A 23,144-nucleotide genomic window follows, 5' to 3' on the forward strand; every position below is an offset into this window, starting at 1 on the left:
TACGAATCGGCGGTCGAGACCGACTCGCAACAGTTTTGTCCCGGGCGGTCGGGTCGGTTACAGTGATTTCCAGGACTTTCTCGCTTCGTTCCAGGAGGTGACGTTTGCGATCCAGATGGCACCAGTTAGCTTCTTTAGTTGCTTGGCCGGGAATCCGTCGAAGGTGTCGACGACTGGCAAGACGTCCACGCCGGTGGCGACGGCGTCGTGGCCGACGGAGATAGCGGTTCCTTTGTCGTTGTGTTCCCAGGTTTTGAGCGGGCGATTCTCCATTTCCCGAACGACGTTGTCGCCGACGACCTTCGCAGCCTGCCAGGCAGCCTGTGAAGTCGGTGGTGCAGGCTGGTCACCCTGGTCGATAAGCGCCGCGTCACCGAGAGCGAACACGCGCTCGTCGGAGGTCTGAAAGTTCGCTTCCGTGGTGACGCGGTTGTGTTCGTTCTCGAGTTCCGCGTCCGCGAGTGCATCACGACCAGTGATCCCGCCAGTCCAGACGAGAACGTCGTACTCGAGTGGCTTGCCTTCGTCGAACGTGATTTGCTCGGCGTCGGCCTCCGTGATGGGGTCGCCCGTGTGGATTTGGATGCCAGCCTCCTCGAGCAACTCACGCAGGTACTGTCGGGCTTTCTCGTTGCCAGATGGGAAGATTTCGTCGAGAGCTTCGACGAGGTGGACATCGATCGGAGCGCGGTGGTTGTCTCGGAATTCGGCAACTTCGCCAGCGACCTGGATTCCAGAGAGGCCGGCACCGCCGACGACGACCTGTGCAGGGTCGCTACGTGTTGCGTCTTTGCTAGCCTCGGTGACCGTCTCGTGAATCTCAAGAGCGTCGTTCAGGCTCTTGAGCGTCAGGGCGTGTTCTTCGAGGCCGGGAATGCCGTAGAATGCGGTCTGGGTACCGAGGGCGACGACGACGTAATCGTATTCGACGTCGTCTGCGTCGTCGAGTTCGACGACTCGTTCGTCGACGTCGAGTCCAGTGACCGTGGCCTGAATGAACTGGGTCGACGGATCTGCGATCTGGTCGACCGGGAACACGATGTCGGATTGGACGTTGGGATCACGGACTACACGGTGGACCTCGTGTAAGAGGAGGTGATAGTCCACGTCGGCGATCCACGTCAGTTGGGCATCACTATCGAGTTTGGACTGCAACTCGACGACAGCACCCGCACCAGCGTACCCCGCTCCGAGCACGACGACGTTGTCGGTCATACAGTCCTTTCAGGAATACTCCAATACAAAGGTGTTGGAAACATCACAAACTGTCGAACGGTCACAATGCACAATGACGTGACGTTCTCGAGAGGTAGCCACGACTAATCGTGATTGTTCGCATTCGATTCCGTGAAAACGGTGACGAGCCGGTCGGTCGTCTCGGATGGCGGTCGCCGCGCGTACCCGCCGATTGCCAGTCGGGCCGGTCTGTACGGCCGGTTCCACCCCGACGGCGATCGGAACGTCTGCACGCGACGCGGCCGACGTGACAGTGACGGTATCGAGCCGGCGGCTCCTGGGTGCGATAGTTTTAGGGTTAGACGACTCTAAACCCGACCTATGATGCTGAGCGACGTGATGGAAGATTATCTCAAGGCGATCTATCAGCTCCAGCGGGGGACAGAGGACCGAATCAAGACCTCCGAAATCGCCGAGGAACTGGAGGTCACGTCGCCAACCGTCACCAGCATGCTCGACAAACTCGAGGAGCGCGGCCTCGTCGACCGCGAAAAGTACCGCGGCGTTACCCTTACCGACGAGGGAGAGACCGTCGCGCTGGAGGTCGTTCGGCATCACCGACTGCTCGAGGCGTATCTCACCGAACATCTGGATTACGACTGGTCGGAAGTTCACGCAGAGGCCGACCGCCTCGAACATCATATTAGCGAGGACTTCGAAGCTCGGGTCGCCGACGCACTCGGCGAACCGGAGGTCGATCCACACGGCTCGCCGATTCCGAGCCCCGAACTCGAGCCACCGGACCGGCCGGAGGGCGAGCCGGTCTCGGAGTTCGAAGAAGGCGAGACAGTCGTCGTCGAAGAGGTCGCTGACCGCGATCCAGAGATCCTCTCCTATCTCGCCGATCACGGCGTCGAACCAGGCGTCGAACTCGAGATACTCGAGGTCGCCCCGTTCGGAATGGTGACCGCTCGTTCGAGTGGGGCTGACGACCCCGTGTCTCTTCCCGACCACGTCGCCCACCACGTCCGCGTCGCTCAGCCTGCCCAACTCGAGCAGTAACTGGCTCTCTCCTCTAATCTCGTTGTTTAGAGCGACTCTAACGGAGAGTCTAGTGAAAAGGGATAAGTTTAGAGGCATCTAAACACGAGTAATGGGTAAGCTATCTACTCCGTTCGGAGGTGTCGACTTCGATGGGTGATCGGGCGATATACGATCTGCCGCGGTGGATGCTCGCGGTCGGTCCCGTGGTCGTCCTGACGGCAGTGTTCGGTCTCCTGTATTTCACCTCACCGTTCGGTGATCTCTCCGGCGTCGACGAGGCGAGCACGCTCGAGATAATCTGGATGCTGACCGTAATCGGTTCGATCGCAGGGATCATCCCCGTCGTGATCGGGATGCTTTGGTTCCCGTTCATTCGCGAGCTCGAACCGCGGTATCTCCACGCGTTCATGGCACTCGCGGCCGGTGTGCTCGCGTTCATTGCTCTCGAGATGACCGAAGACGTCTTCGAACACGCCGGTGCAGCCGAGAGTACGTCGCTTGCGCTCGCGCTCGGTGCTGGCGGTGTCACAGCCACGTTCGCAGTCATGTACCTCGCGAGCCGGTGGCGTCAGCGCAAGATGGCCGACGTCGAGAAGAGTGGTCTGGAGATCGCCTATCTCGTCGCGCTCGCGCTTGGGCTGCACAGCATCGGCGAAGGACTCGGCATTGGTGTCGCCTACGTCCAGGGTGACGCTTCGCTGGTCATGTTGTTGGTCCTTGCTTTCGTGATGCACAACGTGATGGAAGGACCGACGGTCGTCGCCGCGGTGGCCCGGGACCGGGAGACGCCGCCGCTGCGACACTTCGCGGCGATGGGCATCATCGCCGGCGGTCCCGTCATCCTCGGCGGCTGGATCGGCAGTTTCGCCCAGTCGGACGTACTCGCTGCCCTGTTTTTCGGCATCGCGATCGGTGCCATCCTGCAGGTGCTGATCGAGGTCGCAGACCTCATCCGATTCGACGCCGAAGCCGTCGCTACCCCGACGAACACGTTCACGTTCTTCGTCGGCTTCGTCCTGATGTTCCTCCTCGAGGACGTCCTCACCGAGGTCCTACTCGAAGGCTGGCTCGTCCCGGCTTGATACGGTTTACTGTAGTCGAGTACCGCCGATCGCCAACTCCGTTCTGACGATTGGCAGTACTAGTACTGCCCCAAGTGTGGACCGACTAGTTGAGAGTTGGCTCAAACCGATCACGATTCTCGGTCAGAAGTACAGCGCACTAGTTAGAGTAGACTTGGGACGCTACTAGTGGCGGGCCAAGCCTACACTGATGGGTCGAATCTGTCGGTGTGGCTCGATTCGACCCGTCAGTCGACGGTTGGGACGATACTAGTTACAGTAATCCGTCTGTGATCTGCGACTACTTCCCACGATTGGCGGCCCCGAACTTCTCGGGATTTTCGGGACGAACGTTGAAATTCCGGGGAAAACGGCGCTTCTCACCCGCCGGGTTTAAGGAATACAACTACGAACAGTTCACTATGTCGTCAATCGAATTGACACCGAGTCAAAAGAAAATCCTTCGTGCACTAACTAACCTCCACAAGGACTCGGAGGATGCCATCAAGGGCGAGGACATCGCCGACCAGGTCGACCGAAACCCCGGAACGATCCGCAACCAGATGCAGAGTCTCAAAGCTCTCCAACTCGTCGAAGGTGTCCCCGGCCCCAAAGGCGGCTACAAACCAACCGCCGCAGCGTACGAAGCCCTCGAGATCCAGCAGATGGACGACCCCGCCACCATCCCCCTCGAGCACGAGGGCGACCTCATCGACGGTGTCATCGTCGAAGAGATCGATCTCTCGAGTGTTCACCATCCCGAACTCTGTCGAGCGGAGGTCCACATGCAAGGGACCATCGACGATGTCTCCGAGGACGATGCCGTCACCGTCGGACCGACGCCGCTGTCGAAACTCGTCATCGACGGTCGGGTCGACGGAACGGACGACACGAACAACATCCTCATCCTGCGAATCGAGAGCATGACCGCACCGGCCGAAGAACCCGAACACTGATCAGTCTCGATTCGACTCGGGACGGTCGACTACTCGCGTAGATGTCACGTCTCTCTTCTCTCGAAAACTGAACGCCGTCTCGTCGCCACGAGTCGTCAGTTCGAGTCGTCGGCCTCGGCCTCGTCGGTTGCAATCGTGGCGGCCGGAATCTCGTCGACGCTCGCGACGGCGTCGTCGCCTTCGACTTGCATCACGATCACGCCCATCGTGTTCCGTCCGACAGTCGAGACCTCGTCGACGCGAGTGCGAACGATCTGGCCGTCCTCGCTCATCAACACGAGGTGATCGTCCTCGGAGACGGCCTTGATCGCGGTAACTGGACCGTTCCGGCCTTCGGTCTTGATGTCGATCAGCCCCTTCCCGTACCGGGACTGAGTGCTGTACTCTTCGATCGGCGTGCGCTTGCCGTAGCCGTTCCGGGTGACGGTCAGTAGGGCCTGGCCGTCGCCGTCGTCGCCGTTCGCGGCGACGAGTCCGGCGACTGCATCGTCCGCTTGCAGTTTGATGCCGTTGACTCCGCGGGCCGTCCGGCCCATCGCGCGGACCTCGTCTTCGGCGAACCGGATCGTCATCCCGCCTTCGGTCGCGATGACCAGATCCTGGCTCCCGTCGGTGACCTCGACATCGACGAGTTCGTCGCCCTCCTCGAGGTCGGCGGCGATGATCCCCGTCGAACGAATATTGTCGAACTCCTCGCTGGCGGTGCGCTTGACGTAGCCGTTCCGGGTGGCCATCGTCACGAACTCGTCGCCCTCGAGAGCGTCGGTGTCGACGATGGCGGTAATGTCCTCACCGTCGTCCAGATCGAGAATGTTGACCGCGGACTTCCCGCGTGCGGTCCGACCCATCTCGGGGATTTCGTACGTTTTGAGCTGGTAGACGTTCCCCTGATTCGTGAAACAGAGGAGGTAGTCGTGGGTGTTGGCCCGGAAGACCGTGGCGACGCGGTCCTCGTCTTTGACGTCTGCGCCGATGATGCCTTTCCCGCCTCGACCCTGGGGGTCGAACGTCTCGATCGGCATCCGCTTGACGTAGTCGTCCTCGGTCATGACGACGACGACCTCCTCTTCGGGGATGAGGTCCTCGTGGGTGACCGTCCCCTCGTCCTCGACGATCGAGGTGCGGCGTTCGTCGTCGTACTCGTCTTTGACTTTCCGGAGTTCGTCTTTGATGACCTCGAGCAGTTCCTGCTCGCTGTCGAGGATCGTGGTGAGTCGTTCGATCTCTGCTTGGACGTCTTCGTACTCGTCTTCGATCTCGGCGGCCTCCATCGAGGTGAGGCTTCCGAGTTGCATACGGACGATGTGGTCGGCCTGATCCTGCGAGAAGCCGTAGGCCTCCTGCAGCGCTGCTTTCGCGTCGGCTCGAGTCTCGCTATCCCGAATCACCTCGACCACGTCCTCGGCGTTCTCGACGGCCTTCAAGCGCCCCTCGAGGATGTGAGCACGGTCTTCGGCCTCGGCGAGGTCGTACTCGCTGCGCCGACGAACCACCTCGCGGCGGTGGGCGACGTACTCCTCTAAGGTCTCTTTCAGCGAGAGTACCTGTGGCTGGCCGTCGACCAGCGCGAGGTTGATGACGCCGAACGTTCGCTCGAGGTGGTTCTCGAGCAGTTTGTTCTTGACTACCTCGGTGTTGGCTCCGCGGTTGAGCTCGACGACGATGCGGACGCCGTCGCGGTCGGACTCGTCACGCAGGTCCGATATGCCCTCGATTTTGCCCTCGGTGACGTCTTCGGCGATGCGTTCGACCATTCGGGCCTTGTTCGCCTGGAACGGGAGTTCGGTGATGACGATCCGCTCGCGGCCGTTCTTCCACTCCTCGACTTCGAACTCCGCGCGGACGCGGATTCGTCCGCGCCCGGTCTTGTACGCCGAGTAAATGGCGTCACGACCGACGATGTTCGCGCCGGTCGGAAAGTCGGGACCTTTGACGTGTTCCATCAGGTCCTCGACGGTCGCCTCGGGATCGTCGATCAGTTCGATCGTCGCGTCGATCACCTCGCCCAGGTTGTGCGGCGGGATGTTCGTACTCATCCCGACCGCGATCCCCGAGGACCCATTTACCAGCAGGTTCGGGAAGGCGGCGGGGAGCACGTCCGGTTCCTGCAGTCGGTCATCGTAGTTCGAGGAGAAGTCGACCGTATCCTTGTCGATGTCCTCGAGTAATTCCTCGGAGATAGGCGACATCCGGGCTTCGGTGTATCGCTGTGCTGCGGCCGGGTCACCGTCCATCGAACCGAAGTTCCCCTGGCCGTCGACCAGCGGATAGCGCATCGAGAAGTCCTGGGCCATCCGCACGAGCGTGTCGTAGATCGCGCTGTCACCGTGGGGGTGGTAGTCACCCATCGTCTCGCCGACGATCGACGAGGACTTGCGGTGACTGGAGCCACTCGTAACCCCCATCTCGTGCATCGCGTACAGGATGCGTCGGTGGACGGGCTTTAAGCCGTCCTCGACGCGGGGGAGCGCACGACCCGCGATGACGGACATCGCGTAGTCGATGTAGCTCTGTTCCATCTCGTCCTCGATTCGGACGTTCTCTACCGCTCGAGCCTCTACGTCTGTCGGATCGGGTACCTCTGAACTCATATCTTCATTGGGTTTCGTAGTCTGTGTGAATTAGCTGGCGAGCACTGCATCCGTGAGAGCGTCCGCTCTGCGGACGATCGAGCGGGCCGACGACCGACCCGGAGCGCGGCTTGCCGCGCGGCGGGGAGGGAGGAGTGCTTTTCATCAAAGCTAAGCGGGAGCTTCGCTCCCGCGAGGTCGTCGGGCGGCGTTCCCGCCCGACTGCTCGAGGGACTTCCATCCCTCGCTGTCCGAGAGAGCTTTGCTCTCTCGAGATTTTGCCGAGGGTGCGCCTTCGGCGCACCCGCAGCGCAAAAGTTTGTTAGATGTCGATCCATTCGGCTTCCGGCGCGTTCTCTTTGATGAACTGCTTTCGCGGTTCGACGGCGTCGCCCATCAGCACCGAGAACATCTTGTCCGCGGCAGCCGCATCCTCGATCGTGATCTGTTTGAGAATGCGGTTGTCCGGGTTCATCGTCGTGTCCCAGAGCTGCTGGGGGTTCATTTCACCGAGGCCCTTGAACCGCTGGACCTGGGTCGGATTGCCGTCGCATTTCTCCGCGACGATCTCGTCACGTTCGGCTTCGGTCATCGCGTCGTAGGTTTCCCCACGGTAGCGGACGCGGTACAGGGGCGGCTGGGTCGCATAGACGTAGCCACCCTCCAGCAGCGGCCGCATGTGTCGGTAGAAAAACGTCAACAGCAAGGTGCGAATGTGTGCACCGTCGACGTCAGCGTCTGTCGCCATGATGATCTTCTTGTACCGGACGTCCTCGACATCGAATTCGTCGCCGATTCCCGCGCCGATCGCGGTGATCATGTTCCGGATCTCGTCGTTCTCGAGGATGCGATCCAGCCGGTGTTTCTCGACGTTCAAGATCTTCCCTTTAATCGGCAGGATCGCCTGAAAGTCGGGATTTCGAGCCTGTTTTGCACTGCCACCGGCGGAGTCACCCTCCGCGATGAACAGTTCGGCTTCCTCGGGATCTTTGGTCTGGCAGTCTGCGAGTTTGCCCGGCAACGAGGTCGACTCCAGCGCCGACTTTCGCCGTGTCAGTTCTTCGGCTTTCTGGGCGGCTTTCCGGGCCTTTGCGGCCTCGACTGCTTTGGTGACGATCGCTTCGGCCGTGTCCGGCTGTTCCTCGAAGTAGGTACCAAGCCCGTCGTGCATCGCGCTCTCGACGATGCCCCGCACCTCCGAGTTGCCGAGTTTCGTCTTCGTCTGACCCTCGAACTGCGGATCGGGGTGTTTAATCGAGACGACCGCTGTCAGTCCCTCGCGGATGTCCTCGCCTTTGAGGTTCTCGTCGAGATCCGAGAGCAGGTCGTTCTCGTTGGCGTAGTCGTTTACCGTCCGGGTCAGTGCAGTTTTGAACCCGGTGAGGTGTGTCCCGCCCTCGCGGGTGTTGATGTTGTTTGCGAAGGCGTGGATCGAGCCCTGTAGCTCCTTGGTGGCCTGCATCGCCACCTCGACGTGAATGTTCTGAGTTTCGTCCTCGAAGTAGATGACGGTCTCGTGCATCGCCGAGCGCGTCTCGTTGAGATACTCGACGAACTCGCGGATACCACCCTCGTACTCGTAGGTCTCCGTGGCGACTCCAGCCGCGTCGTCGGCGTCTTCGCGCTCGTCACGCAGCGTGATCCGGACGCCGGAGTTGAGGAAGGCAAGTTCCCGAAGCCGGTTCGCCAGCGTCGAGAACGAGAACTCGTCGGACTCGAAGATACTCCCGTCGGGCCAGAAACGGATCTCGGTGCCGGTCTCCTCGTCCGATTCCATGTCACGAACCCGCTCCATGTCGCCGACGGGTTCGCCACCCTCGAACGCGTGGCGATAGACGCCGCCGTCGCGTTTGACCTCGGCCTCGAGTCGCTCGGAGAGTGCGTTGACGACGCTCACCCCGACCCCGTGGAGGCCGCCGGAGACCTGGTAGGACTTGTTGTCGAACTTGCCGCCGGCGTGTAGAACAGTCAAGATGACCTCGAGCGCGGGGCGATCGTACTCCTCGTGTGTGTCGACCGGAATACCTCGGCCGTCGTCTGTGACGCTCACCGACCGATCCTCGTGGATGGTGACGGTGATGTCGTCGCAGTGACCAGCCAACGCCTCGTCGATCGAGTTGTCCACCACTTCGTAGACGAGGTGATGGAGCCCTCGAGAGTCGGTAGAGCCGATGTACATCGCCGGACGCTTTCGCACGGCCTCCAGGCCCTCGAGGACCTGGATCTGTCCAGCGCCGTACTCGCTTTCCTGGGACATGAGAAACCTGCTTTCGGGTAGTGGACGACGACTAATAAAGGTTCACGTACGCGCGCGAGCGCGAGACACGCTGTGGTGCAACTATCAATTTGCCCATGAGCATGCAAGTAGCTCACACGCTCGTCAGTCTGAACCCGGACACTCGACTCACGCTCAGACGCTGCCAATCACTGTCCGGGCACGGCAGCGAGCAGTTTCGGCTATTCTGCCTCGAGCAACAGCGACTCACACAGCGCGTCTGGCCCTTCCTCTTCGAGCAGTCGGCGCTGCCGTTCAGCCCCACTCTCGCGTTCGTAGATCGTTTTGATCCCGTCGATCCCCAGTCGCTCGCACTCACGGTCGACGAGTTCGCCGAGGTCGACAGTCCCCTCCATCTCGCGGTCGAGGAGACGCGCGTCGTGACCGTGGCGGATCGCTCGCCACTTCTGTTCGTCGAGTAGTTCGCGCCGGTGTTCCCGTCCGTACCCCGGTGCGCCGTCCTCGTACTCCTCGGCTAGGGCCTCGACGAGCGCGTGAGAGTACTCGACGAAGGCCATCACGACGTCGGGATCTGCCTGGCCGTCCGGCGTCCGAATCTCGACGGTCCCGTGGGCAGTGTGGGGCCGGACGTCGTACCAGAGTTCGCCACGGTCGTTGATCGAGTCGGTCTCGAGCATCCGCCGTTCGAACCGATCGAACGCTTCGAAATCCTCGAAGTAGGTCGGCATCCCGGTGTTTGGCAGTCCCTCGAAAATCTTCGCGCGGGCGGACTGGAGTCCGGTGTCGAACCCGTTCCAGAACGGTGAATTTGCGGAGAGCGCGAGCATGATCGAGACGTACCACCGTAGCTCGTTTGCGATCCAGACGGCCTTGTCGGCGTCGTCGACGCCGACGTGGACGTGCAGGCCAGCAGTCGTGTTCCGGTGTTGTGGGTACTGGATGCGGTCGAGTTGTGAGCGATAGCGGGACTTCTCAGCGTGCTCGAGTTCGCGCCACCGCGCGAACGGGTGGAGGCCGGCGGCAGCGACATCGTAGCCGTGTTCGTGGGCGTGAGCGAGCAGTGCTCGGCGAATATCCCGCAGCGCCTCGCGGGCGTCGTCGGGATCTTCTATCAGGGGCGTCTGGGTTTCGACGACGAACTTGAACAGTTCGTGATCGAGTCGGTTCTCGAGGATCTCTGGCGGGTCGTGTTCGTAGACGAGTTCGTCGGTACCGCTCGTGGGACGGCCGTGCTCGTCGACGACGAAACACTCCTCTTCGATCCCCAACGTGCCCATACGCGTAAACGAATCCGGCGACCCGCGTTCCATCGTATACCCGTTTCGAGTCCGACAGTAAATACGGTTTGGAGTCGGAACTCTGGGCCCAGTCACCGACGACCGGCCCGGAGCGATCGTCGATCGAAGCTATTACCGTCGAAGGTGAGAATGGTCGAGGGATGCCCTCCGGCGACTTCGGTCGGACTCGCCACGGATTTCTCGCGGTGGGTACCACCCGCGTGACTGCCGGTCTCGCAGGTTGTTCCAACCGGATTGCCCGCGATACCGGCCCGCTCGAGGATGCGTCTCCGGCGGATCGTCGCGTGGCCGGCGACTACGCGCCGGACGACGACGCGTGGCTCGGTTACACGCGAACGCTTTCGAACGACCTGCCTTCACCGACGACGTCGCCGGCTGCGATAGTTCCGCGTCGGCGATGGAAAAAAGCAGGTTCGCCCTGCTCGAGCGGGAGACAGGGTCGACGCTGTGGGAGACGACGGTGCCCGACCCGGCTGGGCCCCCAGTAGTCGCCGACGGCGTCGCCTACGCCGGCGGTGCCCATCTCGGTCAGCCGTCGATCGACGTCGAAGTCCGTGACGAAACCGACGCCGAACCCGCGGTCGAAGGGAGTCTACCGGCCGAGAGCGGGACCCTGTCTGCGCTCGACGTCGAGACCGGAGACGTCCTGTGGCAGCGAACGATGGGTCCGTCCAGGGGTGGCTACGCGCTCGCGCCAGTCGACGACGTCCTCGTGGTCGGTACCAGTGACGGGATCGTCGTTCTCGAGTAACGGTCGCGTTGCAAGCTGACGGGATCGACTGTCGGTCGAATAGAAACAGCTACGTCAGGTCTCTTCGAGCGCGTAGACGGAGCCGTCGCCGCTGCCGACGTAGACGACGCCGTCGACGACGGCGGGAGAACTCGCGATCCAGTTTTCGGCGTTGAACTGGAAGCGTCGTTCGCCGGTTTCGGCCTCGAGTGCGACGAATGCGCCGCTCTGGTTGCCGACGTAGATGGTGTTGTGGGCAACGGCCGGACTGCCTCGAATCTCGCCGAAGTCGGTATCGTACCAGTAGAAGTGCTCGGGACGTGGCTCCCGGTCGCCCTCGGGTTCGTCGGCGGCAGCCGAGAGTGCGTAGAGCCGGTTGTCGTAACTGCCGACGAAGACGACGTCGTCGACGACGGCGGGTGAACTCGTCACCGATCCCTCCGTCACGAACTGCCAGTGCAGGTCGCCGGAGTCGGCGTCGATCGCGTAGAGGCTGTCGTCGTTGCTCCCGACGTACACCGTCCCGTCTGCGACTGCCGGGCGGCTCTGGACCCAGTCGTCGGTCTCGAACGCCCACACCTCCTCGCCGGAGGCGGCGTCGACCGCGTAGAGGAACCCGTCGGTGCTCCCGGCGTAGACGACGCCGTCGGCGACCGCGGGCGCGCGCTGTACCGAGCCGCCCGTTTCGAACGTCCACGACTCCTCGCCGGAGTCGGCGTCGATCGCGTAGAGGCTGTCGTCGTTGCTCCCGACGTACACCGTCTCGTCGACGACCGTCGGACTGCTCGCGACCATCTCGCCCGTCTGGAACGTCCACTCCTCTGCTCCGTCGTCAGCCTCGAGTGCGTAGACAGTCTCGTCGTGACTGCCGACGTAAACCGTTCCGTCGACGACGGCTGGACTGCTCGAGACTGTGTCACCGGTTCGAACGCGCCACTCTTCGTCGCCGGAGTCGGCGTCGATCGCGTAGAGGCTGTCGTCGTTGCTCCCGACGTAGACGACGCCGTCGACGACGGCTGGACTGCTGTAGACGGCTTTCTCTGTCGGGAACTCCCAGCGGGCCCGTACGTCGCCTGTCGGGCCGGAAGCTGCTGTGTAGCCGGTGTTTCCGGGGTCGAACTGAAAAGAGGGCCACGAGTCGGGCGCGTCATCGAGTTCCTCGAGCGAGAACTCCGGGGACTCGTCGTCGGGGACCGGTCCCTCCTCGTCGGCCGCACAGCCGGCTAACCCGACGACGCCGACGACGGCGGCCGTTCGCAAGAACCCACGCCGCGCACGTTCGTCTCTCATTGGCGAAAGCCACTCGTTCCGGCTACATATGCTTCTTGATACCTCTACGACCGCGCGACGATCCCGAGGTGGTCCGCGTGGTAGGGCTCGAGACGCTGGCTCTCGAGAATCTCGTATCCGGTCTCGAGTTCTTCGCGGACGTCTGTAAACACCTCGCTGGGGTCGCGCGTGACGTCTTCGCTTCTGGCTTTCACCGCCAGCAGGAGTCGGCCGCCGTCGGCGAGGAACTGCCGGTTCTCGAGGGCGACCCGGGCCTGGCCGCGGGTCGCGACGTCTTGGACGACGACATCGACGTCGGATTCGACGACGTGGCCGTACTCCTCGGGTTTCCGGGCGTCGGCGAGCAGCGGAAAGAGCCGCGGGCGGGAGTCGGCAGCGTCGAGCAGGTCGCGTGCCGGCCGCGCGGCGAACTCGACGGCGTAGGTCGGCCCCGCGAAGTCGGCGACGTGGCTCACCGTCGTTCCGCTTGCAGCACCCAGGTAGAGCACTGTCTCGCCGCCCTCGAGGCCGGTGTCCATCCCGAGTTCGAGCATCGCGCCGAGCTTCGAGCGGTCGGGGTTCCAGGCACGCCACTCCCCATCGGTTGGCTCGCCGTAGACCGGTTCGCCGCGGGTAGCGAGGCGTTCGGTCCCGTCGAACGAGCGGCGTTCGACGCCGTCGGGAAGGTTACTCATCGTTCTCACCCCCATCGTCGGCCGTTCGCGCCTGGATCGTCTCGATTCGATCCGCGAGTTCCGCGTCGAGTTCGGGCTTGCGCTCGCCCGAGTAGTGGTCGACGCGGGCCGCGATGGCGAGTTTGCCTGCCAGTGCCCGCGCCGCAGAACCGCGGTGCTCGGGATGAGTCCCCTGGATCGCCTCGTGCGTGTAGATGATCCCGTGTTTCGGCGAGGGCGCGTGACCACGCAGGTGGGCAAACAGTGCGTCCTCTGCACCCAGCACCTGGATCGTGCCGCTGGGTTTCTTCGCCAGCGACTCGAGACCGCCCGCAAGCGAGATCAGTCGCGCGGCGAGGACGGGACCCGCCAGGGCAGCGAGGTTCGGCGCGACCGTCGGGGTGCGTCGCTCGACGAACTCCCGGAGTTTCTCGGCCTCGCCGGCGAGGTCGGCGACGCGTTCGGCCAGCGAGACGATCTGGCCGTCGGCGTCCTCGAGGTCCGTGCGCTCTCCCGTCGCGAGTTCGCGTGCGTAGTCGACCCCCGTTCCGGCGTCGGGGTCGACGGTCCCGGCCCACTCGGCCAGTCGCTCCGCCAGTTCGTTGGCCGTCCGCTCGCAGTCGTCCATCGCTCGCACGGCGTGGACGAGCTGGCGGTCGTCTGCCCCCTCACGTTCGGTCACCTCGGCGCGGGCGGCCGCCGTCGTCGCCTCCTTCAGCGCGTCGTAGTACTCCTCGGCGTCGTCGGCGACGCCCGACTCGACGGCCAGCGCCGGCCAGTCACGTGGCTCGTCGGCCGAGCCGGTCCGGACGACCTCGGCCGCCGCCTCGAGGTCCGTCGGATCGACGGCCGAGAACCAGCCCGATCTCTCGGGATCAGTTGCAGTCATTACCCACCAGTAGTCGCCCTGCTTGTATATGCGTTCTCGAAACGGGCGAGGCCACTCGAGCGTGGAAAACGCGTCCACCACCGCTGGCCAGTGATCGTGTGCAGCGTCGGCGTTCCCGGCGACCGAACCGCCGTAGCCCGCGCCGTACGTCTCTTCGAGCGGGAAGTACGGCTGGAAGATCCCGTGGCCCGCGTCGTCGTAGACCAGGTGGTCGAACGAGGAACCGTCAGCCGCCTCGAGTCGGTCGGCCGCAATCGCCTGCAGTCGCTCGGCGGGCCACAGATCGTCGTTGCCGCCGGAGACCAGCAGGACCGGTCCGCCGATTTCTTCGACCGGGACCGTCGCGTCCTCGAGCACGTCTAACTCCGCGGTCTCGAGGGCCTCCGTGAAGCGTTCCGCGAGTGGCGCTTCCGGCTCCCACTGGACGTCGCTCAGCGAGACGTCGGGGACCGGGTCGCCGTCGATCGACCACGAGGAAGTCTCGGGGAGGTCGTCGGCCGAAGAGCCACCCTCCCAGACGATACCGCTACCGGCGATCGAGACGACCGGTCCGACGGCGTCGAGTTCGCTACCCGCGAGCAAGGCGAGTTCGCCACCTTTCGAGACGCCCCAGAGCCCGACCCGATCGCCCGCGACGCCGTCGTACTCGAGCAGCCAGCCGATCGCTCGCTCGACGTACTCGAGTGGGATCTCGACGAGGTCGTCCGGCAGTCCCGGCCCGTCGAAGTACTCGAGTGCGAGGACCGTGAAGCCGTGCTCGGCGAGTTGGGCGGCGACGTGGTCTTGTGAGCTACCGCCAGAGCCATGAAGGACGACAATCCCGGGCGGTTCCGCCGCATCGTCGGGTTCGTACACGTTTCCGATGAGGTCGCCGTCCGGTTCGGCGTCGGCCTCGAGATCCGGATAGTGGCGTTCGATCGTCGTCGAGTCGAGTTCCTCTCCGTCTGCCTGGACGCTAAGCTGGAGCGTCCGTTCGTCGGGCCACTGGAACTCCGCCGGCGGCTCGGGACTGGTGCGGTGGAACTCCCACCAGGACACGTCGGCAAACTGGATCAGCGCGACCGTCGTCGGCACCGCGAGTCCGGACGGAACGTCGCCGTCGACGATCGGTGCATCGTTCACGTCGAGGGTCTCGCCGTCCGTCTCGAGCGTGACGGCAGCACCGAATGGCTCGTCGTCTTCGACCTCTCCCTTGAGGACGACCTCGAGAGCCGTCTCGGCAGGGACGCCGGCGACCTCCAGCTCGAACGGTTCGTCGACGCGGACGCGATCGGGATGGTCGAACGACGGTGACTGGTCGTCGCCCGTGCTACAGCCTGCGAGGGCGATACTGCCGCAGCTACCGAAGAGAGCGAGGGTTCGACACCTCGTTCGTCGGGGACCAGTCTTTCGAGTACGACACGATACGAGCGTTTCGAGCAAAAATGTTGGTGTGTAGATACGATAGTGGAACGTCGGGTACGTCTCCTGTCGTAAGCGACGGTCGAGTCGGGGTGCAGTCACTCGAGGTCGCTTCTGACGGTGCTGCCGATCACGAGCGCCGCGCCGATGATGACGAGGTTCTTGACGATGTACTGGCCTTCGACGGTGAGTCCGTAGGGGAAGATCGTGAAGACGACGCCGGGAAGTAAGACGATCGGCAGGAAGGTGCCTGGAAGCTGGAGAAAGAGGAGGAAGATTCCCACGCGAACGAGCGGCCGGTAGAGGAGGCTGAGACCGATGAGGATCTCCCAGACCCCGAGGACTGGGATGAAGAGTTCCGGTGGGACGAGGTAGACCGTCGCCGCAACGAGTTCGGCCGCGGGGCTGGCGTCGAAGACCTTGAGCGCGCCAAACCAGACGAAGACTATGGCGACGGCGACCCGCAACACCGGGATACCCCACCGGTCCATCCAGGCTGCGATCCTCGCGTCGATCTCGTCGAACCGCCGCCGATACGTCTGGACCCGTTCGGAGACCGTTTCGGTGGTCATGTCCCGGATACGTACTCAGTGCCGAAAACAGTTGTACCGGCTCACGAGCGCCAGAACGACGGCGTGAGCAGCACGAGTACTGGAATGATCTCGATGCGGCCGACCCACATCACGACCACCATCGCGGCCTTGGTCGTCGTCGAGAACACGTCGTAGGTGCCGTACGGCCCGGCAGGACCGAACGCGGGTCCAATGTTCAAAAACGTCGAAGCGGCCGCACCGAGAGCCTCGAACTCGCCGAAGCTGCCGTCGCCGACGTCGTAGAGCCCGGTCCGTGCGCCGTCGACGACGATCAAAAGCGTCACGAGGAAGACGCCGAGGACGGCGACCAGCGTGTATGAGTAGACGTCCCTGATCGTCTCCTCGTCGACCGGCTGGCCGCTGAGCCTGACTGGCCGGATCGCTTCCGGACGAAACGACGTAAACAGGTCCCGACGAAACGCCTTGAAGACGACCAGCCACCGTAGCGACTTGATCGAACAGGTGGTCGACCCGGCCATCCCGCCGAGGAACATACACATGAAAAGCAGGTGTTTGGCGAACGGCGACCACGCGTTGAAGTCGGCGTTTGCGTACCCAGTCGTCGTGATAATCGAGACGACGTTGAACGCCGACTGGCGAACGGTATCGCCGAACCCGTCACCAGTCGGATTCCCCTCGAGCGTCAGTATCGTCATCACCAGCCCGGCAAAGAAGACGATCGACCCGACGTAGAACCAGAACTCCTCGCTGTTGCGGAGCCGATCGAAGTTCCCCTGCAAGACGAAGTACATCAGCACGAAACTGGTCGAGCCGAGGATCATAAAAGGCATGAGCGCCCAGTGGACGATCGGTTCGAACGCCTCGATGCTCAGCGGCTCCGGCGAGAAACCCGCAGTCGCGACGCTGGTAAAGGCGTGGGCGACGGCGTTGTAAAGTGTCATGTTCGGCGCGAGTCCGAGCAGGTACAGCGAGTAGAGAACACCGATCGCGGCCGCTGTAAGTCCCGTGTACAGCTTCAGGATCAAGCGCGCGGTGTCTTCGATGTGTGGCGTTAGCCTGTTGACGTTGTCGTACTGGGTCTCCGTCTCCATCAACTGTGCACCAGCGACCGAGAGCTGCGAGAAGACCGCCGTCACGAGAACGAGGATACCGAGCCCGCCGAGCCACTGGATGAGCTGTCGCCACATCATGATCGATTGGGCGTGTTCGTCGAAACTCCGGAGTACCGTCGCGCCGGTCGTCGTAAGCCCACTCATCGCCTCGAAGGCCGCGTTGACGGGGTGGGAAATCGTTCCGTGTCCTGCAACGACGAACGGAATCGCTCCGACGAGTGCGACCAGCAGCCAGGTTAACGCGACCATGAGAAACGCCTCTCGAGGCCCGAGGCGGCCGTCGCTCTCGAGTTGTTCGAAACTGAGGCCGAGTGCCAACGTGACCACGATCGTCGCGAGAAACGGCGCTACCGGTTCGCCGTAGTAGACTGCGAGAACGAGTGGAAAACAAAGTGGCACGGCGAGCCACTTGAGGACAGTGCCGGTAAGCGTGAGACTGTGTCGCCAGGCAACCCGAATTCTCATCGTCGACCCCGTTGCACAGTGATAGCTGTGATGACGGTCGTATTAATTCCGGCTATAGAGGTCGGCGGTGTCACAGGCCGTTGCTCACCGGGCGAACAGCCGCTCCCACAGCGAACGCTCCGTCGGCCGTTCAGCAAGCACGACCGAACAGTCGACGTCGTTGACGACGTCGTACGCGAGCGACCCCCGGAGGAGCCGCGAGAGGAGTCCGCGTTCGGTCGCCCCGATGACCAACAGCGAGTGGTCCTCGGCGGCGTCGGCGATCGCTCCCTCGATGTCGCCGGAGACGTCGACCCGGATGGTCGCGTCCTCGAGTGAGTGTTCGCTAGCCCACTCGGTGAGGAACGTTTCGCCGGCCTCCCGCTCGCTCTCGTCGCCGACGACGTGCAACAGCGTGACCTCGGAGCCGAACTGGTCGCACACGTCCCGTGCGATTTCGGCGCTGAGAACGGAGTCGGGACCGCCAGCGGTCGGGACGAGCACGCGGTCGGTCTCGAGGCCCTCGTCGTCGAACACGAGGAAGTCACAGGGCAGGTCGTGGGTGAGTTCGTCGATCGGCCCTTCGGCGCGGCCGGCCGACCACGGTCGGCCGGGGCCCCAGCCCATGACGACGGTGTCGGCCTGCTCCTGACTGGCGATGTCGAAGATTTGCTCGAAGCCGCGGTGGGAAGCGACAGTCGTCACCTCGACGGGGACGTCCAGCGTTTCAGTGCTTTCCCGGACCTGCTCCATGAGTTTCTGGGACTCCTCGTCGATCCGCTTGACGTGTTCGGACCCTTCCTGTAGGGGTGTCTGGTCGGGTACTTCGACGACGTGGACTGCTTTGACGACGCCGTCGTTTGCCTTGGCGACGACGCTTGCAAGCGAGAGCAGGTTCGACTCGGTTCGCGGATTCGACACCGGGACGACGACCGTGTGTTCGTCGCCACCGGACGGCCGCACGGCGCTCGCCGCGGAAACCGCCGCGTCCGGCATCTCACTCGAGCGGTCGAGAATGTACGAGCCGAGAATGCCCTCGAGTTCGGTCTCGGTGCGGGCGTACCAGAAGTACCAGGCGACCGCGAACACGACGAACGCGCCGGCGATCGCAGTCGCGAGGTTGTCCATGAAGTAGATCAGCGCGAGCGAGAGGAAGAAGCCGGAAATCGGCAGGTAGGGGTAGAACGGCACCTCGAAGTCGGGATCGTACTCCGGCGGGTTCGTCTCGCGGAAGACGATCAGCGAAGCGTTGATCAGCGCGTAGACGACAAGGTGGAGGATGCTGGCCGCACTCGAGAGGATCTCGACGGTCTCGCCGAGCGCGACGATGAAGACGATGATCATCGCACCGGTGATTGCGATCGATCGGTACGGCGTCGCGAATCGGGGGTGGATCGCGTTGAGTTTGTCCGAGACGATCTTGTCCCGGCCCATCGCGAAGTTGATGCGAGCCGAGGCGAGGATCGACGCGTTCGCACTCGAGGCCGTCGCGAGCAGTGCGCCGACGCTGATCGAGGTCACGCCGACGCCGAGAAGAGAAATCTCGAGGCCGGCGACCGTGAACGCGTAGTCGAAGACGATCTCGGCGGCGTAGGACATCGGTGCTTCCTCGACGGTATCGAGGAAGAACGCCTCGTGTGGGATCAGGCCCATCAGGAGGCCGACGATAATCGTGTAGATCGCCATCACGATCCCGACGCTGCCGATGATCGCGATCGGGAGGTTGCGGCCGGGGTTCTTGAGTTCCTCGCCGATCGTCGCGATCTTCGCGTAGCCGAGATAGGAGACGAACACGAGCGCCGCACCGGGGAGGATCGCGCCGGTCCCTTCGGGGGTATAGCTGCCGTCGACGGTGACGGTGCTCCAGTCGAACGAGAAGAAGCCGACGATGGTAAAGACGGTGAGTATGCCGAGCAAAAGTGTGACGATGGCGGTCTGGATGCCGCCGGTTTCTTTCGCGCCCATGTAGTTGACGGCGACGAAGACGATTCCGGCGAGTACGGCTCCGATCTGGACCTCAGTGAGGACGAACGAGCCGATCGCGATCGTCGGGAGGAGTGCGAGTTCACCGACTCCTGGGATCGGGACCACCACTCCGTCGAGCAGGTCGGCCAGGTAGCCGCCGAACCCGATGGCGTAGAACGCGCTCGCGAAGGCGAGTCCGATCCAGTCGCCCATCCCGGAGATCGAACCGAACAGCGGCCCCAGCGCGCGGTTGATGTAGTAGTACGCGCCGCCGGCCTTGGGCATCGCCGTCCCGAGTTCGCTCACCGAGAACGCGTTGATCATGGCGATCAGTCCGCCGATAATAAAGGAGATGATGACCGCCGGCCCTGCTTCCTGTGCGGCGATGCCGGGTAGAACGAAGATTCCCGCGCCGATCATCGTCCCGATCCCGATCGCGAGGGCCGAAATCAGCCCGAGGTCCTTGGCGAGTTCTTCGTCGCTCATGGTGTCCTCGCAAGTGTCTGCGACCGTCGAAGAGTGTCTTTGGTATACGTCATTAGAGATATAAGTGGTCGACTCACGGTTCCGTTCATACCGAAGCGAAACAGTAGCTTCCCCTTAACTGGTTTGTTTGAGGTTCGGGGGCTAGTGAGTGTGAGTCGTGTGGATCACTGTCTCGCGGTACCGGCACAACGTCGACCGTGTCACGGTTACGCCAAAGATGATAGGGGAGTGTCAGTGTCAATGGACAAACTCGAGGGGCGCTCGGTTGCGTCGTCGCTTCCCGAGACGACCACCACGTCGTCGTCTTGCTTTCCGAAGTCAGCACCCGGCTCCGCCACAGTTCGTCTTCCCGCTCGACCGCCACGACCGGACAGCCAGTCAGTGAGCGAACCGACTTCTTCGAGAGTCTGGCCGGCGAGTGCTGGCGCTTCCGTCCGAGCGAACTCGAGTTCGGTCTGTGCCGTTAGCATTTCGTCGTGGTCGAGGAGTGGCGACGCGAGCAGGTTGCCGGTGACGGCCGACAGTGAGAGAACGAAGTCAGCGCCTGCGTTGTACAGGCCAAACGGTGTCGTGTTCGTGACTGCGAGCGATCGTTTCGCCGTCGGGCGCGAGTTGATAGCGTACGAGCGTCGCAACGAGAGCCGTCTGGGATCGCCGTGTTCGTGGCCACCTGGCCGGACATCTATTCTGGCACGGCGAACGTATCGGAGCGAAACGGCCGGGCGGAGCCTCCGTGTCGTCTGGTTCGTTCTCTCCAATCCCGTTTGTCTCGTCCGACAAGCAGGTAACGCGGTTCTTGGATCGGGCACGTCGCTCGACCCCTGAATTTTCACACAGTATCTGAGGGGCAACTTTAATTTCTAATCCTGAACTGAGCCACTCATGATTTCGGAATTGAAATTCGAACCGGTGGTCTTATACTACTCTCCCCGATACCGAACGGACATGAACCAGAAGAGATCGGGAGCAGTCCCGATCGGTCGGACGGGTATCGCTGGAGAGGAGGTGACCTGACGTGACCGAGACAGACGCTGAACTCGCCCGCGACCTCGGCTTCCTCGAGGCCTACACCCTCGGGCTGGGGACGATGATCGGTGCGGGAATCTTCGTCCTGCCCGGCCTCGTCGCCGAAGCCGCAGGGCCGGCAAGTATGATCTCGTTCGTCATCGGTGGCGTCGTCGCCCTGCTTGCGGCGCTTTCGCTTTCCGAACTCGCCACCGGGATGCCCAGGGCCGGCGGCAGCTACTACTACGTGAACCACGCCCTGGGGAGTTTCTTCGGCACCGTCGTCGGCTGGGGAATGTGGGCCGGGCTGATGTTCGCGACCGCCTTCTACATGCTCGGGTTCGGGCAGTACCTCCTCGATCAGCCGTTCGACGCCCTCCCCGTCGTCCTCGCGGCCCTGGCGATGGCCTCGTTGCTCGTCGCGGTCAACTACCGCGGCGTCAAGGAGACGGGGTCGCTGCAGAACGTGATCGTCATCGCACTCGTCTGCCTCATTCTCGTCTTTATCGCCGTCGGGATCGTGAACCTCGATCCCGTACTCCTCGATCCGTTCGCGCCTGAAGGCTGGAACGCCGTCGGCGCGACTGCGGGAACCGTCTTCGTTGCCTTCATCGGCTTCGAGGTGATCGCGACCAGCGCCGAGGAGATCAAAAATCCCGGTCGAAACCTTCCACTGGCGATGATCGCGGCAGTCGTCACGCCGACGACCCTCTACGTGCTGGTCATGCTCGTCAGTACGGGAATCCTCCCGACAGACGCCCTCGCCAGCTCCGACGTCCCGGTGGCCGACGTGGCCGCCACGGCCGCCGGCGTTCTCGGCCCGGAGTTTGCCACTGTCGGCTCGCTTCTCATGATCGCCGGTGCGACGCTTGCGACGATCTCTTCGGCGAACGCCTCGATCCTCTCTGCCGCTCGAGTCAACTTCGCGATGGGGCGCGACCAGATCCTGACCAACTGGCTCAACCAGATCCACGAGCGGTACCGGACGCCCTACCGTGCGATCCTCGCGACCGGCGTCGTCATCCTCGCGCTCATCGCGAGCCCACTGCCGATCGAGACGCTCGCCGACGTCGCGAGTTTCATGTTCCTCATCACCTACGGGCTGGTCCACGTCGCCGTCGTCGTCCTGCGACGGGCCGACCCCGACGAGTACGACCCCGACTTCCGCATCCCGTCGGGATTGTACCCGATCGTTCCCGCCCTCGGTCTCTTCACCTGTCTCGCCGTCATGTACCAGATGTCGCCGACCGTCCAGGGGATCGGTCTCCTCATCGTCCTCGTCGGCTCGGCCTGGTACGCGTTCTACTCGAAGGAGAAAGCGGTCTCGACGACGCTCATCGGCGAGGCCGTCGCCCCCGAGGAACCGGACCGCGAGGAAGACGCCTACCGCGTCGTCGTCCCCGTCTCGAACCCCGAGACTGAACGCCTGCTGATCAAGTACGCCGCCGCGAGCGCGGCCAGCCACGAACACGCCGAACTCGTCGCCGTCAACGTCCTCGAGGTACCACCCCAGACCTCGCCAGCCCAGATCGAACTCGAGGAAGAACGAGTCGAACGCCAGCAAGCCCTCCTCGAGAACGCACGCGACGTGGCCGAAGACTTCGACGTTCCGTTGCGAACGCGTGCGCTCGTCGGTCGCTCCGCCGGCGACACCCTGCTGTCGGTGCTCGAGGAAGAAGACGCCGACCACGTGTTACTCGGCTGGGCGGGCGAACGTCGCCGTCGGGACGTACTCTTTGGCTCGACGATCGATCCCGTCCTCGAGCGCGCTCCGTGTGACGTGACCCTCGCCAAAGACCCGACCGAGTCGCCGGGAGAGATCGTCACACTCGCCGGCAGTGGGCCGAACGCCCCTGTTTCGGCGCGGCGTGCCCGTGAACTCGACCGGGTGTGCCCCGAGAGTACGCTCACCCTACTGAACGTCCAGGCTGCGGCGGACGGCGACGACGCGGGAATCGATCCGAGAGCCGTCGGCGAACAGGCCATCGAGAGCGTCGCGTCCGAGGCCGGCCTGGCGGACGACGAGTACGAGTCACGCGTCGTGGTAACCGAAGAAGACGTTCGCGAGACGGTCGTCTCCGAAGCCGCGGCCTACGATACCGTCTACGTCGGCGCGACTGGGACGAGTCCGGTTGCACAGGCACTGTACGGAACGATCCCCGAGTCGATCGTCGACGAAACCGAGAGGGCGGTTCTGATGGCCCGCGGCGAACAACGCTCGCCACGGACGTTCAGACAGGCTCTCGTTCAGCGATTGGAAGGATAACGGAGGCG

The 23,144-nt window shown here is 63.2% G+C and carries 16 protein-coding genes and 1 pseudogene; 5 read left to right on the forward strand and 12 right to left on the reverse strand.

The features are described from left to right. Positions 1-57: 57 nt before the first annotated feature. Positions 58-1,215 (reverse strand): NAD(P)/FAD-dependent oxidoreductase, encoded by a 1,158-nt coding sequence (locus NATGR_RS00865; RefSeq protein WP_005579982.1) that lies wholly within the window; start codon positions 1,213-1,215, stop codon positions 58-60. Between the two features lie 342 nt (positions 1,216-1,557). Here NATGR_RS00865 and NATGR_RS00870 point away from each other — a divergent pair, with 342 nt between their 5' ends. From NATGR_RS00870 to NATGR_RS00880, 3 genes are all read left to right on the forward strand, one after another. After that, positions 1,558-2,238 carry a metal-dependent transcriptional regulator gene (locus tag NATGR_RS00870; RefSeq protein WP_005579984.1) on the forward strand — a complete coding sequence of 227 codons (681 nt, stop codon included), beginning with the start codon at positions 1,558-1,560 and terminating at the stop codon, positions 2,236-2,238. Positions 2,239-2,369: 131 nt separating this feature from the next. Next, positions 2,370-3,302, forward strand: coding sequence for a ZIP family metal transporter (locus NATGR_RS00875; RefSeq protein WP_005579986.1), 933 nt, complete (start codon positions 2,370-2,372; stop codon positions 3,300-3,302). 401 nt (positions 3,303-3,703) lie between these two features. Beyond that, positions 3,704-4,237 (forward strand): Rrf2 family transcriptional regulator, encoded by a 534-nt coding sequence (locus NATGR_RS00880; protein WP_005579987.1) that lies wholly within the window; start codon positions 3,704-3,706, stop codon positions 4,235-4,237. 95 nt (positions 4,238-4,332) lie between these two features. Here the strand turns inward: NATGR_RS00880 and gyrA are convergent, their stop codons facing one another. The 3 genes from gyrA to NATGR_RS00895 form a co-directional block, all read right to left on the reverse strand. Then, positions 4,333-6,828: a DNA gyrase subunit A gene (gyrA, locus tag NATGR_RS00885; RefSeq protein ID WP_005579989.1), complete on the reverse strand. Its 2,496-nt coding sequence runs from the start codon at positions 6,826-6,828 to the stop codon at positions 4,333-4,335. Positions 6,829-7,129: 301 nt separating this feature from the next. Further along, the gene (gene gyrB, locus NATGR_RS00890) at positions 7,130-9,064 is read right to left on the reverse strand and encodes a DNA topoisomerase (ATP-hydrolyzing) subunit B (RefSeq protein ID WP_005579991.1); all 1,935 of its coding nucleotides are present in this window, start codon (positions 9,062-9,064) and stop codon (positions 7,130-7,132) included. 200 nt (positions 9,065-9,264) lie between these two features. Further along, positions 9,265-10,353 (reverse strand): glutamate--cysteine ligase, encoded by a 1,089-nt coding sequence (locus NATGR_RS00895; RefSeq protein ID WP_005579992.1) that lies wholly within the window; start codon positions 10,351-10,353, stop codon positions 9,265-9,267. A gap of 304 nt (positions 10,354-10,657) precedes the next feature. Between NATGR_RS00895 and NATGR_RS00900 the strand changes: the two genes are divergently transcribed. Beyond that, positions 10,658-11,092, forward strand: a complete 435-nt coding sequence (locus tag NATGR_RS00900) for an outer membrane protein assembly factor BamB family protein (RefSeq protein ID WP_005579993.1) — start codon at positions 10,658-10,660, stop codon at positions 11,090-11,092. A gap of 54 nt (positions 11,093-11,146) precedes the next feature. On the opposite strand, the gene NATGR_RS00905 is transcribed toward NATGR_RS00900, so the two are convergent. The 8 genes and pseudogenes from NATGR_RS00905 to NATGR_RS00935 form a co-directional block, all read right to left on the reverse strand. Next, the gene (locus tag NATGR_RS00905) at positions 11,147-12,361 is read right to left on the reverse strand and encodes an outer membrane protein assembly factor BamB family protein (protein WP_005579994.1); all 1,215 of its coding nucleotides are present in this window, start codon (positions 12,359-12,361) and stop codon (positions 11,147-11,149) included. A gap of 44 nt (positions 12,362-12,405) precedes the next feature. Further along, positions 12,406-13,035: a fibrillarin-like rRNA/tRNA 2'-O-methyltransferase gene (locus NATGR_RS00910; RefSeq protein ID WP_005579996.1), complete on the reverse strand. Its 630-nt coding sequence runs from the start codon at positions 13,033-13,035 to the stop codon at positions 12,406-12,408. After that, complete coding sequence (locus NATGR_RS20125) at positions 13,028-13,903, reverse strand: NOP5/NOP56 family protein (protein ID WP_231990855.1); 876 nt, start codon at positions 13,901-13,903, stop codon at positions 13,028-13,030. The genes NATGR_RS00910 and NATGR_RS20125 overlap by 8 nt, the downstream gene beginning before the upstream one ends. A gap of 78 nt (positions 13,904-13,981) precedes the next feature. After that, positions 13,982-15,406 (reverse strand): annotated as a pseudogene (locus tag NATGR_RS20500) (acyl-CoA thioester hydrolase/BAAT C-terminal domain-containing protein); the annotation flags it as partial. Next, positions 15,403-15,876, reverse strand: a complete 474-nt coding sequence (locus NATGR_RS00920; protein WP_005579998.1) for a DoxX family protein — start codon at positions 15,874-15,876, stop codon at positions 15,403-15,405. The pseudogene NATGR_RS20500 and the gene NATGR_RS00920, both read right to left, overlap by 4 nt. A gap of 41 nt (positions 15,877-15,917) precedes the next feature. Further along, complete coding sequence (locus NATGR_RS00925; protein ID WP_005579999.1) at positions 15,918-17,435, reverse strand: TrkH family potassium uptake protein; 1,518 nt, start codon at positions 17,433-17,435, stop codon at positions 15,918-15,920. An 84-nt stretch (positions 17,436-17,519) separates the two neighbouring features. Further along, a complete protein-coding gene (locus NATGR_RS00930; protein WP_005580000.1) occupies positions 17,520-19,865 on the reverse strand; it encodes an amino acid permease in 2,346 nt (781 codons plus the stop codon). 206 nt (positions 19,866-20,071) lie between these two features. Further along, complete coding sequence (locus NATGR_RS00935) at positions 20,072-20,500, reverse strand: hypothetical protein (protein WP_139222414.1); 429 nt, start codon at positions 20,498-20,500, stop codon at positions 20,072-20,074. A 380-nt stretch (positions 20,501-20,880) separates the two neighbouring features. Here NATGR_RS00935 and NATGR_RS00940 point away from each other — a divergent pair, with 380 nt between their 5' ends. Beyond that, positions 20,881-23,136: an amino acid permease gene (locus NATGR_RS00940; RefSeq protein ID WP_005580002.1), complete on the forward strand. Its 2,256-nt coding sequence runs from the start codon at positions 20,881-20,883 to the stop codon at positions 23,134-23,136. The last annotated feature ends 8 nt before the right edge of the window (positions 23,137-23,144 follow it).

This window comes from Natronobacterium gregoryi SP2 (assembly GCF_000230715.2).
GTDB classification, from domain to species: Archaea; Halobacteriota; Halobacteria; order Halobacteriales; family Natrialbaceae; genus Natronobacterium; species Natronobacterium gregoryi.

Bases quoted from the DNA above. Each gene is read 5' to 3' on its own strand.
- NATGR_RS00865 (WP_005579982.1), bottom strand. From the start codon at position 1,215: ATGACCGACAACGTCGTCGTGCTCGGAGCGGGGTACGCTGGTGCGGGT.
- NATGR_RS00895 (WP_005579992.1), bottom strand. From the start codon at position 10,353: ATGGAACGCGGGTCGCCGGATTCGTTTACGCGTATGGGCACGTTGGGG.
- NATGR_RS00910 (WP_005579996.1), bottom strand. From the start codon at position 13,035: ATGAGTAACCTTCCCGACGGCGTCGAACGCCGCTCGTTCGACGGGACC.
- gyrB (WP_005579991.1), bottom strand. From the start codon at position 9,064: ATGTCCCAGGAAAGCGAGTACGGCGCTGGACAGATCCAGGTCCTCGAG.
- NATGR_RS20125 (WP_231990855.1), bottom strand. From the start codon at position 13,903: ATGACTGCAACTGATCCCGAGAGATCGGGCTGGTTCTCGGCCGTCGAT.
- NATGR_RS00875 (WP_005579986.1), top strand. From the start codon at position 2,370: ATGGGTGATCGGGCGATATACGATCTGCCGCGGTGGATGCTCGCGGTC.
- NATGR_RS00905 (WP_005579994.1), bottom strand. From the start codon at position 12,361: ATGAGAGACGAACGTGCGCGGCGTGGGTTCTTGCGAACGGCCGCCGTC.
- NATGR_RS00920 (WP_005579998.1), bottom strand. From the start codon at position 15,876: ATGACCACCGAAACGGTCTCCGAACGGGTCCAGACGTATCGGCGGCGG.
- gyrA (WP_005579989.1), bottom strand. From the start codon at position 6,828: ATGAGTTCAGAGGTACCCGATCCGACAGACGTAGAGGCTCGAGCGGTA.
- NATGR_RS00925 (WP_005579999.1), bottom strand. From the start codon at position 17,435: ATGAGAATTCGGGTTGCCTGGCGACACAGTCTCACGCTTACCGGCACT.
- NATGR_RS00870 (WP_005579984.1), top strand. From the start codon at position 1,558: ATGATGCTGAGCGACGTGATGGAAGATTATCTCAAGGCGATCTATCAG.
- NATGR_RS00880 (WP_005579987.1), top strand. From the start codon at position 3,704: ATGTCGTCAATCGAATTGACACCGAGTCAAAAGAAAATCCTTCGTGCA.
- NATGR_RS00930 (WP_005580000.1), bottom strand. From the start codon at position 19,865: ATGAGCGACGAAGAACTCGCCAAGGACCTCGGGCTGATTTCGGCCCTC.